The 11,685-nt window shown below is 66.5% G+C and carries 11 protein-coding genes; 7 read left to right on the top strand and 4 right to left on the bottom strand.

Annotation, left to right across the window (positions count from 1 at the left end):
* Positions 1–27: 27 nt before the first annotated feature.
* Positions 28–369 carry a hypothetical protein gene (locus tag AC1D3B_RS19315; protein ID WP_478192275.1) on the top strand — a complete coding sequence of 114 codons (342 nt, stop codon included), beginning with the start codon at positions 28–30 and terminating at the stop codon, positions 367–369.
* A gap of 297 nt (positions 370–666) precedes the next feature.
* On the opposite strand, the gene AC1D3B_RS19310 is transcribed toward AC1D3B_RS19315, so the two are convergent.
* The gene (locus AC1D3B_RS19310; protein ID WP_478192274.1) at positions 667–1,227 is read right to left on the bottom strand and encodes a DUF4262 domain-containing protein; all 561 of its coding nucleotides are present in this window, start codon (positions 1,225–1,227) and stop codon (positions 667–669) included.
* 29 nt (positions 1,228–1,256) lie between these two features.
* On the bottom strand, positions 1,257–2,525 hold the full coding sequence (locus AC1D3B_RS19305) for an MFS transporter (protein WP_478192273.1): 1,269 nt from the start codon (positions 2,523–2,525) through the stop codon (positions 1,257–1,259).
* A 426-nt stretch (positions 2,526–2,951) separates the two neighbouring features.
* Between AC1D3B_RS19305 and AC1D3B_RS19300 the strand changes: the two genes are divergently transcribed.
* Positions 2,952–3,662 (top strand): carbonic anhydrase, encoded by a 711-nt coding sequence (locus AC1D3B_RS19300; protein WP_478192272.1) that lies wholly within the window; start codon positions 2,952–2,954, stop codon positions 3,660–3,662.
* Positions 3,663–3,677: 15 nt separating this feature from the next.
* Here AC1D3B_RS19300 and AC1D3B_RS19295 read toward each other — a convergent pair whose 3' ends face one another.
* Together AC1D3B_RS19295 and AC1D3B_RS19290 are read right to left on the bottom strand one after the other, a co-directional pair.
* Positions 3,678–4,994 carry a DUF5666 domain-containing protein gene (locus AC1D3B_RS19295; RefSeq protein ID WP_478192271.1) on the bottom strand — a complete coding sequence of 439 codons (1,317 nt, stop codon included), beginning with the start codon at positions 4,992–4,994 and terminating at the stop codon, positions 3,678–3,680.
* Positions 4,991–5,866 carry a DUF6502 family protein gene (locus AC1D3B_RS19290; RefSeq protein ID WP_478192270.1) on the bottom strand — a complete coding sequence of 292 codons (876 nt, stop codon included), beginning with the start codon at positions 5,864–5,866 and terminating at the stop codon, positions 4,991–4,993. Before AC1D3B_RS19290 ends, AC1D3B_RS19295 begins: the two co-directional genes overlap by 4 nt.
* Before the next feature lie 581 nt (positions 5,867–6,447).
* Here AC1D3B_RS19290 and AC1D3B_RS19285 point away from each other — a divergent pair.
* From AC1D3B_RS19285 to AC1D3B_RS19265, 5 genes are read left to right on the top strand one after another with little or no spacing between them, the layout of a single operon-like run.
* Positions 6,448–6,792, top strand: a complete 345-nt coding sequence (locus AC1D3B_RS19285; protein WP_478192269.1) for a hypothetical protein — start codon at positions 6,448–6,450, stop codon at positions 6,790–6,792.
* Positions 6,793–6,852: 60 nt separating this feature from the next.
* Positions 6,853–7,227, top strand: a complete 375-nt coding sequence (locus tag AC1D3B_RS19280) for a YtcA family lipoprotein (RefSeq protein WP_478192268.1) — start codon at positions 6,853–6,855, stop codon at positions 7,225–7,227.
* Positions 7,228–7,232: 5 nt separating this feature from the next.
* Positions 7,233–8,282: a multidrug transporter subunit MdtN gene (mdtN, locus tag AC1D3B_RS19275; RefSeq protein WP_478192267.1), complete on the top strand. Its 1,050-nt coding sequence runs from the start codon at positions 7,233–7,235 to the stop codon at positions 8,280–8,282.
* Positions 8,263–10,146 (top strand): FUSC family protein, encoded by a 1,884-nt coding sequence (locus AC1D3B_RS19270; RefSeq protein WP_478192266.1) that lies wholly within the window; start codon positions 8,263–8,265, stop codon positions 10,144–10,146. Before mdtN ends, AC1D3B_RS19270 begins: the two co-directional genes overlap by 20 nt.
* The gene (locus tag AC1D3B_RS19265; RefSeq protein ID WP_478192265.1) at positions 10,133–11,659 is read left to right on the top strand and encodes a TolC family protein; all 1,527 of its coding nucleotides are present in this window, start codon (positions 10,133–10,135) and stop codon (positions 11,657–11,659) included. Before AC1D3B_RS19270 ends, AC1D3B_RS19265 begins: the two co-directional genes overlap by 14 nt.
* Positions 11,660–11,685 lie beyond the last annotated feature (26 nt).

Here is an 11,685-nt window from a genome sequence, read left to right as displayed (position 1 = left end):
GCAGTGCTAAAGGGCGCGAAGACCTTCATGAACCATCTCGACGGCTACAACTTCAAGCGTTCTTCGAGGGCAAGGTCACCGAAGCGCCGCGCCGCGCCGCGCCGCGAATTCATCTACTTTAGCGACAACGCCGACCTGATTGCTTTGCCCTACGACGAATGGAAGAGCAGCTTCAAGACGATCGCCGGCAACCTGTTCAGCGGCAAGGAGGATTCGACCATCGCGCGAACGGCTCCTTTTGGTCGTAGCGGTCGTTCAGGGCCCCCTTCGAAAGACTGTCTGTGTTGGGCCCAAAGCTCCGATTCGCGGCTTGTGGAAGCTGCCCTCTCGCACGATGTCGCGCTGTTCGTCCGTTGCCACCCATGCTGAACTCATAGAACGATGAAGGCGAGGTCAAGTTCCAAAGTAATCAGCCAAATTTGAAGAACAGCAGATAGTCTGAAGCGGACATCGAACCGGCCTCAAACGGCGCGCTCCCGTTGACCCGACCCTCGCTAGAGGTTAGACGGAGCCCGAGTGGGGTAGTCGTAGGAAACTGAAATCTTGCCTGCGCCAAACCACTGAAAGGTAGCATCTGCCTGGAACGGCTACGCTAGGGAGCTACTGAAATCTTCACTGCGTTCCTACATCAAGGACTGAGAGAGTTCGTCCGGGCCTGGACCGGGTTCAGGCTTCGGATTCGCCGATATCGAAGAGAAACGACTGCGACCGAAGCCTTCGCCTGTCGAAGCCGGCCTCCCACGGGAACCGCTCCTTGGCATCGGGCCAGACGATCTGAACGTAGTCGAAACGTCCGCGCGCGAGTTGCGGCGGGACCAGCAGTTCGATGCGCACGGAATCGGCCGTGCGGGGCATCAAGGGAAGTTGCGCCGCGCCGAGAATCATGACGCCTTCGTGGGCCGGTTCGCCTGACTTCACGCGCTGCGCGATGACGTCGAGGACGCTCCTTGCCCGCTCCGGCGCGATGCCGAACATGATCAGGTCCGGGTGCGCGAAACTCTTCTGAAGTCCGACCGTGTACACGTAGGTCGCGGCTGCATTCCTCGTGCCGACACCCGCCATGGCCCAGCCTTCCCGGGCGATACGGCGCCTGAGAGTCGCGACTGCTTCGGGTTGGATGAGCATCTGTTCCACCATATCGCCATGATGCCGATCATCGCGAACGAATACGCGATCACAGGCACGCATCATCGCGCCCAGCGCGACCGGTGGCACGTCGGACAACATCGCCCGATAGCCTCCGGACCGAGGGACGATCAGACCTGAAGGGCCAGCCGGCGTCGCCGCACCGTGCGAAACAGCAGTGTCGCGGCAATCGCCAGGTTCAGCAGGTTCCAGGCGATGCCGTTGACGAAGGCCGCGTGGTAGCTCCCCGTGAGGTCGAAGACCTTGCCCGACATCCAGCCGCCGAGCGCCATGCCGAACAACGTGCACATCAGCACCGTGCCGACGCGCGCACCGGCTTCGGCCGGCGGGAAATGCTCGCGCACGATGATGGCGTAGGACGGCACGATGCCGCCCTGGAACAGCCCGAAAAGCGCCGACACCACGTACAGCGAAACCAGCCCGTCGAAAGGCAGGAACAGCAGCAGCGCCAGGCCCTGCAACGCCGACCCCAGCAGCAGCGTACGCAGCCCGCCGATGCGGTCGCAGATGACACCGGAGACCAGCCGGCTGACGATGCCGAAGCCCAGCATGATGGACAGCATCTGCGCACCGCGCGCGGCGCCGTAGCCGAGGTCGCCGCAGTAGGCCACGATGTGCACCTGCGGCATGGCCATGGCGACGCAACAGGCCGTCCCCGCCACGCACAGCAGGCCCTGGGCCACGCCCAGGCTGAGGCCGAAGGGCCGGAGAGCGGCCATCGGCAGTGCGCCCGTCGCGTTGCTGGCCGCCAGGGCCTGCGCGGCGGAGAGTGCAGGCGGCCGCGGGCGCATGAAAAGCGCCAGCAGCGCCATCGTCACACCGCAGAAAACGCCCATGCCGAAATAGGTCTGACGCCAGCCGACCGTCTCGACGAAGTGCTGCACGATGGGCGGCCACACGGCGCCGGCCACGTAGTTGCCGCTGGCGCATAGCGCGACCGCGATGCCGCGGCGTCGCACGAACCACAGCGAGGTATCAGCCACCAGTGGCGCGAAGGCCGCGGCGCTGCCGAACAACCCGACCAGCACCGCCTGCGCAGCCGTGAAGGCGACGATGCCGTTCGCCAGGCTGCACGCGATGTAGCCCAGGCCGAGGCTCAGCGCACCGAGCAGCAGTGGCCACATGACACCGAAGCGATCGGCCAGCCGCCCCATCAGCACGCCGCCGGCGCCGAAACCGATCATCAGCAGGGTGTAGGGCAAGGAGGCATCGGCGCGGGCAATGCCGAAGTCGGCCTGCACCGCCGGCAGGACCACCGACACCACGTACATGCCACTGCTGCCCACCGTCATGAGCAGGATCGTCACGACCAGGCGCAGTGCGGCATAGCGCGAGTCCGGGAGGTGTCGCGACGGCCCGGGCAGCGTGTTGGAAGTCATGCGGCCGAGCATAGCGACCCGCCCGCGGACGACGAGCGGCCCGTGGGGATGGCGGCACACTTCACGCGGTGCACGCGCCGACCAAAGAAAAAGGCCGCGAGCATTGCTGCACGCGGCCAAATCCATCCGGGGATGGAGGAGACAACTGGGTGAACAGGTGGCCGGCTCAGCGGCGCGAAAGCCCCGAGGCGGTGTTGCCGACGAGTTCTTCCATGGCACCCATGTACATGGCGCCATTGGCGACAACGAGTACGAGAAGGGCCAGTGAGGTCAAGGCGGTCATGGAAGGCTCCTGTTCAAGGAGCTTCAATTATAGGGTAAACCCTAATTCCATGCTTGCTACTGCCCCACACGCGCGACCGGCGGATTCCGCCAGGCAAGCTGGCATCTCGCGACCGGACGGCGTGGCGCAGGTCGAAGTCGATCATGAATCACCGCCGGAACGATGAATCCGAGTTGACGACCTACCTGGCCGACGCGGCATTGCGTAGCATCTCGGAAGCAACTTCGGGAGCCCGCACCATGACAGCCAGTCGTTCACGCCCGTTTACCGCGATCGAGGCGCTCGAGCGCCTCAAGGAGGGCAATGAGCGTTTCGTCAATGGCCGCGCGCGGTTCCCGACCATGCAAAAGGAAGTCCTCGCGGAACTCGCGAAAGGCCAGCATCCCCACACCACGATCCTGGGATGCAGCGACAGTCGTGTGCCGCCCGAGCTCGTGTTCGATGCCTCGTTCGGTGAACTCTTCGTCATTCGCGTGGCGGGTAACGTGCTCGGTCCCGAGATCCTCGGCACGCTGCAATACGCGGGATCGCAACTGATGACGCCGCTTTTCGTCGTCATGGGCCACGAGGGATGCGGCGCGGTGGACGCCGCGATCGCGTCGAAGTTTCATGGCGCCGTCCAGAAGAGCCGGATCGAGATCCTGCTGGGCAACATCGTGCCGGCCCTCGACGATCTGGATGCGTCGCAGCCCCACGAGGCCTTGCTCCACGCGGCTGTGGAGGCCAACGTGCGCCGTACGGTCCGCGCGCTTTTCGATACGCCGGAAGTCCAGGCGCGCCGGACGGAAGGCCGGATGAAGCTGATCGGCGCGGTCTACGAGCTCGAATCGGGCCGGGTCCGCTTCCTGGACTGACCGCGGTTCAAGGGATCACTCGAAGGTCACCGTCGCTGCCGTCAGCACTCCGCTGACGACCTGCGTTCCGTGGATGCTCACCTTCACGCCATTCCCCAGATTCGCCGCTGTGCCGTTGACGAACAGGACGTCCGGACCAGCGGCGTTCACGGGCTGGCCCTTCACGCGGAAGTCCGAAGGCGACCTGAACGCGCCGACGGTGCCGATCAGGTCGAAGGACGCCGGTCCGCCAGTGCCCGGCACATGCCGGATCTTGAGCTGGGTCGCCCTGAGCACGCCGCCGGACACGACACCTCCGACCTCCACCTTCACGCCGTTACCGATCGAGGCCGCCGGACCGCCGGTGATCTTCGCGACGCTCGCATCGACGGGGAAGCCGAGCACACGCAGCGAACTCAATCCGGCGAAGTCCGTCACGATGCCCGCGAACTGGCATGTCGCGGCGTCGGTCGACGGCAACGGATACCACCACTGCACGAGCGTCGCGGCAAGACCACCCGACACGGCGTCCGCGCGAACGCGCACGATGGTTCCGTTCGCGAGCGGCCGGCCGTCCGGGCTCCCGCTCAGGACCGCACGGCTGTAGTCGACCACGAGCCCGCCGAGCGTGAAGGTGCGCTGCACGGCGTCCAGGTTCTGCACAGTGCCCGTGAGAATGGGCGCGGACGGATCTCGTTGCTCCACGCGTGTGGCGCGCAGCACCCCGGGCGCGGCCGGCAAGCCCCAGACCTGCAAGGTGCGTCCGGCCGGAATTGCTGCGAGGCCGGCCGCGTCCGCCCAGACGGTGCCTTCGTCGGTCGTCACCGTCGTCCCGAGGATGACGAAGCTGCCTTGCACCAGGTCGACCGAAGTCAACGGGCCGCGCAGGTCGGCGGCGGATTCGACCGAGCGGGCGGTGCCTTGGGTGAAGTCCGCGTTGACCGGGCCGATGACCTTTACGCTCATGCCCAGCTGGAGCCCGCTGGGAGCATCCTGGACGTTGCCGATGGCGGTCTTCGTGTCGTAGCGCAGGCCGTTGACGATGATGCTGCCGGCGCCGTCCACCGAGCCGACGCCGGTCGCATCGGCCGTGCTGACGCCGGTGCCGCCTGAACCGACGCCGGAGCCGTCGTCGCCACCCGATGCCGTGGCCGAACTTCCGTCGTCCGCGGCGATGCCGCCAATGCCGTTGGCAGCCCCGGTCGGGCTCGCGTCGCCGGCGGGCGCCGATCCGCCAGCACCCAGCGCCGATGCACCCACAAAGGCGGCACCGCCACCTCCTCCTCCACCGCACGAAAGCAGGAGGACCACCATCAGCGACAGGAGGCCAATGCGCAGCGGGATGTTCGTCATTGCTTGCTCTCCGAGGGATTTCGAGGGGCGGGCGGCGGGGCGATCACTTCGGCCTTGGCATCATCTTCGTAGTACGTGTAGATGCCAACCCGGATGCGCCCCGAATCTCGCTTGTCCGCCGCCTCGTAGGCACGCCTCATTTCACCTGCCAGTTCATGGTGAAGGTCACCCCAACGCTCGCGTGCGAGCCGGTGGATGCGCTCGCACGCCTCGAGCGAGATGCCGCTCGCGAATACCGACCGCTCGAGCAACGGCGGCTTGGTGCCGACCGTGTTCGAGACGCCCGCCAGCAGATGGTCCCGCGCGTTGTCGCCCAGGAAGGAGAGCATTCCCTTCAGGTCGCTGGCCGGCACGAAGCCCGCCACGGCGAGCTCGGTCATGCCATCGCGTTCGATCGCCATGTTCAGGCGAACCAGTTCATCAAGAATGACGCGATGGTGCACGTTCCCGCGACTCGCGCGCCGCGCAACAGACTCGAACGACGGGGCGGGCCCATCGCCAGACACGATCGGCAGGGACTGGTGAGCCGGATCGTCCGCGATCATCTGCAGCCACAGCGTCAAGGTCCTGGCCTCGGCCGACATCTCGGTTTGCGGCAATGAGGCCGTGGCTTCACGCATCCTGCTGGTCACGGCCTTGCGGTTCAGTCCCGTCGTCACCGACAACTGACTGAGGTTGGGCTCGGTGCCCTTCCCGAGCCACGCGCGACGCGCCTCATCGAGCAGGATGTCGCGCAGCAGTTCGTCGAGCTGCGCGTGCTTGAGGCCGAAGGCCAGGGCGAGCCTCACGAGTGGCCGCAGGACGCGCGCGCAAGCGCCGAGCACCCACGCGAGCTGTCCTTCTCGCGCCTGCGCCATTTGCTGGTGCGGCACGCGAGGTTCCCGGCCATGCCTGACGCTCTTGGGACCCGTGTGTTTCTTAGCCATGAACCTTGATCGCGATCTCGCGACGTTGACAGCCGGTTACCAAGTGGACGAAGACAAGCGCTTCTGTCTTACAAATCGCTGGCGTTCACTATAGGACAAGAGCACTATGGATGTGAACTTTTCACATTCAGCTTCAGATGCGTCTACCTGTCTGCGGAGAGCCTCATGCCAAATCGTTTTAACCGCAAAAAGCCGAGCCAGGGAGCCAGGCGCTCGGGCATCGACCCCCGATACCGCCACGGGCCTTCGCGAAGATCGCTGCCCCTGCACGCGATGAGCGCGCGAAAGGCGTGGATCGCCGCGGCGAGAGAGAGAGAGGCAGTCCAGGAGCGCATCGTCCATGCGTTTCGGCAGGACGTCGAAGGCACCGGCCCCGGGCCTTCGGAATGCGACCTTAAGCTTTTTGCGCGACTTGCAGTGGCCGAACAGCGAATGAAGCACTGCTTTGGCCGTGCCAAGGTGCAACGGCCTTGTCGCGCCGTATGGCCGTCGACGGACGGCGCATCGGATCGCCGGGGAGAGTCGCCATGAGCACCGTCACCATCTCCTCTTCGGAAGCCACGGGGACGTCGACGTCAGTGGCATTTGGAAGTCTGATCGATCTGGCCAGGCTGCAAATGGGAGGCGCCTCCGTCGAGATCTGCTATGCGTGCAACACCATCAACATGGGGACGGCGCGTTCCTGCAAGTGTTGCTCGCACAAGCTCCCGGCGCACTACGCGGCCAAGGAGGGCGGGAACACCCGGATCCGGAAGGTGTTTCCCTGGCATGCCCTGAGGATGCCGGCGCGGGCGTCGGTCATGGATTTCGCGGCCTTCTCTGTGGTGATCAATCTGCTCGTGTTGATCACGGCTTCGATACCGATTCCATGAAGTTCAGGCGTCGCTGTCACCGCCATGACGTAGCATGGTGGCTCCGAGGAGCGAGCGTCCATGCGAATGAGGATCCGAAAGACCAGGAATACACACGCCGCCCCGACGGCCCTTGCGTCAATCCCCCAAGGGTCCATTGACAAGATCCCTGCTTGCCGTCCCGAGCGCTCCGGCCACGCACATGCGCTCCTGCTACCGCTGATCTCCTATGCGCTGACCGGATGCACCCAACGGGGTGCCCCGTCGTTCGCATTGTTCGGAGCCTACTTTCCCGCCTGGATGCTGTGCGCATTCGTCGGAATACTCGCTTCGATCGGCGCGCGCGTGGTGTTCGTCGCCACCGGGCTGTCCAACGCACTTCCGTTCCAGCTCTTCGTCTGCGTGTCGATTGGGGTCTGCGTCGCGTTGCTCGTCTGGCTCTCCCGGTTCGCATAGCCCGCATGAAGGCCGCAGGAACACACCGCGCTCCCCCCTGGGGCAAACTCGTATCGCTGGCGATCATCGCCGTTGCCATCGGCGTCGTCATCCATGCGCTGCGCCGCCATTCCGAACTGCCTGCGAGCGACGACGCGACCATCGATGCCGACGTGGTCCACGTGGCCGCGGCCGTCGGCGGACGGATCATCGACATTCCGGTCGCCGAGAACGTCAGCGTGGCCAAGGGCGATCTGCTCTTCCAGATCGATCCGGCGCCCCACCTGCTCGCGGTGGCGCAGGCGCAGGCGGACCTCGATCTCGCGAAGGCCACGCTCGACGCACAGCGGCGCTTGCTGTCGACTCAGCGTTCGACGGCGGTCGTCGCCGGCGACCAGACGCGACGCGCCGCCACCAATCTCGAACATGCCAATCGCACGGTCGAACGGCTTCAGCCGCTGGCTGCCAAGGGCTATGTGCCGGTGCAGCAACTCGACCAGGCACAGACGGCACAACGTGACGCGGCAACCTCGCTCCGGCAGGCACAGGAGCAGCAAGCCGCAGCCGCGAGGGCGGTGGGCACCGAAGAAGGCGCCGAAGCCACCGTGCGCGCACGCGAGGCGGCCCTCGCCATCGCCCGGCGAGCGCTCGAGGACACGACGGTGCGTGCGCCCCACAGCGGGCGCGTCGTGGGCCTTAGCGTGTCGACCGGCGAGATGGTCCTGCCATCGCAGACGCTGTTCACGCTGATCAACACCGACGAATGGTTCGCCGTGGCGAACTTCCGCGAGACCGATCTTCACGCCATCGCCGAAGGCGACTGCGCCACCGTGTTCTCGATGATCGATCGCACGCAGGCCCTCAAGGGTGTCGTGCAGGGCATCGGCTCCGGCGTGCTCGACACGGGCCGCATCAACCTTCCGCGCTCGCTCCCCTACGTCGAGCGCTCCCTCAACTGGGTCAAGGTCGCGCAGCGGTTTCCGGTTCGCGTTCGCCTGGAGGAGCCGCCCCAGGGGCTCATGAGACTGGGTGCCACGGCCGTCGTCGAGGTTCAGCATGGCCACGCGTGCAAGTGACCGGCGGCGCATGACCCTCCGGGACCTCTCCGGGCTTCTTCTAGCGCCGACCCCTGGAAGGCTGGAGTTCGCGCTCAGGCTGGCGCTGATGTGCGCCCTGGCGACGCTCGTCGTCGAGATCTACCAGACGCCCGACGCCGCCCTCACCGCCTACGTCTGCTTCTTCGTCATCAAGCCCGACCGCACGGCCAGCATGATCCTGAGCATCGCGATGCTGCTGCTGATCACGGGGGTCATTGGCGTGGTGATGCTCGTCTCGATGGCGGTCATCGACCACCCGCTGCTGCGCGTGACCGCCATGGCAGTCTTCTCGTTCTGCCTGCTCTTCATCGCCTCCGGGAGCAAGTTGCGACCGGTCGGCGGCATCCTCGCGTTGATCGTGGCCTATGCGCTCGATCTGCTGAGCAATGCGCAGATCGGTGAACTGGCGACGCGTGCCCTGCTTTACGCGTGGCTCTTCGTCGGCATACCGGTCGCCGTTTCGGTGACGGTCAACCTGCTCATCGGCCCGGCGCCGCGGCGCCTGGCGGAGCGTGCCCTGGCGCATCGCCTCGCCGTCGCGGCTGCGGTGCTCCGGACCTCCGAACGCGAAGCCAGGCGTGCGCTTGGCGAGGCCCTGTCCGAGGGGACGGTCGAGATCCAGACCTGGCTGAAGCTGGCGGCGGTCGAGAAGACATCGCTGGCGGAAGACATCGCCGCACTCCGGCAGGCCGTCGCCTCGGTCACCCAGGTGCTGCTGCTCGTCGACCTGCTGGATCGCGACGGTGACGGGCAGTGGCCGTCTCCCCTGCGGAACCGCGTGGCGGGCACGCTCGACGAGATGGCGACGATCCTGCGCGCGGGTGGCTATCCGGTCGACATTGCACTCGACGACGCGGACGTCGGCGAGCCCTTGCCGCCCCAAGGCGCCGCGATCCTTGCGGAAATGAAGAAGGCGCTCGCCCGCTTCGCCGTGCCGCCTTCGCCCACGCCCGAGGCGAGCGCGCAGCAGCCAAAGCCGGAGCCAGAGAAGAGCGCGAGCGGCTTCTTCCTGCCCGACGCTTTCACAAACCCGGAGCATGTGCAGTACGCGCTCAAGACCACCGCGGCGGCCATGTTCTGCTATGTCGTCTACACCTTGCTCGACTGGCCGGGCATTCACACGAGCCTGATCACCTGCTACATCGTCTCGCTCGGCACGGCGGCAGAGACCGTCGAGAAGCTGACGCTGCGCATCGTGGGCTGCCTGGTCGGCGCCGTCGCAGGGCTTGCGGCGATCGTCTTTCTCATGCCCAACGTGACCTCGATCGCAGGCCTGTTGGCGATCGTCTTCCTCGCAGCGCTCGCGTCGGGCTGGGTCGCCGCCGGCTCGCCTCGCATCGCCTACGCCGGCTTCCAGATCGCCTTCGCCTTCTTCCTGTGCGTGATCCAGGGCGCCGGCCCCGGCTTCGACATGACGGTCGCCCGCGACCGGATCGTCGGCATCCTGTTCGGCAACCTGGTGATCTACGCGATGTTCACGATGATCTGGCCGGTCAGCGTGGCACGACGCATCGATCCCGCCATCGCCTCGGTGCTGCGCCGACTCCGCGCAATGACGACGGCTGTCGGCCGGTCGAGCCGCTATGCACTCGCCGGCGAAGCCCGAGCGGCGCTGGGGAGCCTCAAGCAGGACATGGGCCTTGCGCGCTATGAGCCGGGGAGCATCCGTCCGGCAGCGGATTGGCTGGACGCCCGGATCCGCACGACGCAGGAGATCGCTGCCATCCAGCGATCGCTGCTCCTGGACGACGGCCTCGACCCTGTGCGCGAGAGCAGCATCGCCGATCGAATCGACAGGCTGGCCGAAGTGCATGGCGGGAGGGCCGACCATGCGCCGGCTTGAGGCCATCGCGTGTGCGCTTTGCATGGGCTGGCTGGGCGGCTGCGCGACATCGGCCCTCGAACTGGCGCCGCCGCACGCCGACCGGCCCTGGAGTCCGGCAACCACTGCCGAAGGGGAATTGATCGCTGGCCCGGGCGGTGCGGTGGACAGGCCCGGCGGCTATGTGCTGCCTGCCAATCCCGCGCTGGCGACCTTCCCCCCACCACCCGGGATCGACGAGGGCATGGTCTACTCGCTGCCCGAACTCATCGACCTCGCGCAAAGCAGCAATCCAGTGACGCGCATCGCCTGGAACGACGCGCGCCGCGTCGCGCTCGCAGCGGGCATCGCGCAGAGCACCTACCTGCCGAACATCAGCGCGAGCGTCGTCGGTGCCTACCAGTCGAGCAGCAGCAACAACTCGGTGCTCGGCATCAACGGCAGCGGCAATGAGTCGGCGAGCGGGGTCATCTCCGCGGTCTCGCTCGTGTGGCTGCTGTTCGATTTCGGGGAGAGAGCGGCGGTCGTGGAGGCGGCGAAGCAGGCCTCCCTGATATCGAACATCGCCTTCACTGCAGCCCATCAGCAGGTCATCTACGACGTCAGCCTGGCCTTCTACGCGAATGCGTCGGCCCGCACACGGCTCGCCACCGCGACGCAGTCCCTGAAGAACGCCCAGGCCGTGCGGGCGGCAGCCGAAGACCGCTACAAGCACGGGATCGGCACCGTCATCGAGGTGGCCCAGGCGCGCCAGGCGGCGGCACAGGCCAATCTCGCGCTCGTGCAGGCCACCGGTGGAAATCAGGACGCCCATCTCAGGCTGCTGACGGCCATGGGCATCTCGCCACTGACGAAGCTCAAGGTCGCCGACATCTCGGACCGCAAGCTCTCGCCGAAGATGGCCGAGTCGGTCGACAGCATCATCGCGGACTCGCTCTCGCGACGCCCTGACATGCTCAGCGCCTACGCCGCGCAGAAAGCCAGCCTTGCGAAGGTGCGTGTGGCGGAGGCGGCATTCATGCCGAAGTTCTTCGTCTCGGCGACCGGCGCCTACAACTCGGGCCGCCTGGACGTGACGGCGCTGCCGTCGGTGGGTCAGCAGGCGCCGACCGTCAACATCAACGGCCAGCGCCTCGGGGCCACGGTTTTCGCGGGCGTGACCGTTCCCCTCTACGACGGCGGAACACGCGATGCCATGCTGGCCCAGGCCCGCGCCGAAGCCGACAGCGCCGAGGCCAGGCTCGCACGCATTCGACAGGACGCGGTGCGCCAGATCGTGCTCGCCGACAACGCCCTGCGCACCAGCCTTTCCGCGCACGAGGCCTCGGAAGCCCTCGTGTCGGCCGCGCAGACGACCTTCGATGCATCCCTGGCCGCCTATCGCAACGGTGTCGGCTCCGTCACCGACGTCACGCTGGCAGAAACACAACTCCTGCAGGCCAGGAACGCCTACGCCGACGCCTACAGCACCGCGCTGTCCGCAGCGGCCACGCTCGCGCTCTCAGCGGGCGCTCTTGGAGGCCCGCGACCCTGAACGGCCGCCTTTCGACGATGATGGGA

It is taken from the genome of Variovorax sp. P5_A3 (assembly GCF_056400665.1).
This window is presented reverse-complemented; position numbering and strand designations above follow the sequence as displayed.

Coding starts and splice junctions, on each gene's coding strand:
- AC1D3B_RS19265 (WP_478192265.1), top strand. CDS start 10,133: ATGCGCCGGCTTGAGGCCATCGCGTGTGCGCTTTGCATGGGCTGGCTG.
- AC1D3B_RS19280 (WP_478192268.1), top strand. CDS start 6,853: ATGCGAATGAGGATCCGAAAGACCAGGAATACACACGCCGCCCCGACG.
- mdtN (WP_478192267.1), top strand. CDS start 7,233: ATGAAGGCCGCAGGAACACACCGCGCTCCCCCCTGGGGCAAACTCGTA.
- AC1D3B_RS19285 (WP_478192269.1), top strand. CDS start 6,448: ATGAGCACCGTCACCATCTCCTCTTCGGAAGCCACGGGGACGTCGACG.
- AC1D3B_RS19310 (WP_478192274.1), bottom strand. CDS start 1,227: ATGTTGTCCGACGTGCCACCGGTCGCGCTGGGCGCGATGATGCGTGCC.
- AC1D3B_RS19300 (WP_478192272.1), top strand. CDS start 2,952: ATGAATCACCGCCGGAACGATGAATCCGAGTTGACGACCTACCTGGCC.
- AC1D3B_RS19270 (WP_478192266.1), top strand. CDS start 8,263: ATGGCCACGCGTGCAAGTGACCGGCGGCGCATGACCCTCCGGGACCTC.
- AC1D3B_RS19305 (WP_478192273.1), bottom strand. CDS start 2,525: ATGACTTCCAACACGCTGCCCGGGCCGTCGCGACACCTCCCGGACTCG.
- AC1D3B_RS19295 (WP_478192271.1), bottom strand. CDS start 4,994: ATGACGAACATCCCGCTGCGCATTGGCCTCCTGTCGCTGATGGTGGTC.
- AC1D3B_RS19315 (WP_478192275.1), top strand. CDS start 28: ATGAACCATCTCGACGGCTACAACTTCAAGCGTTCTTCGAGGGCAAGG.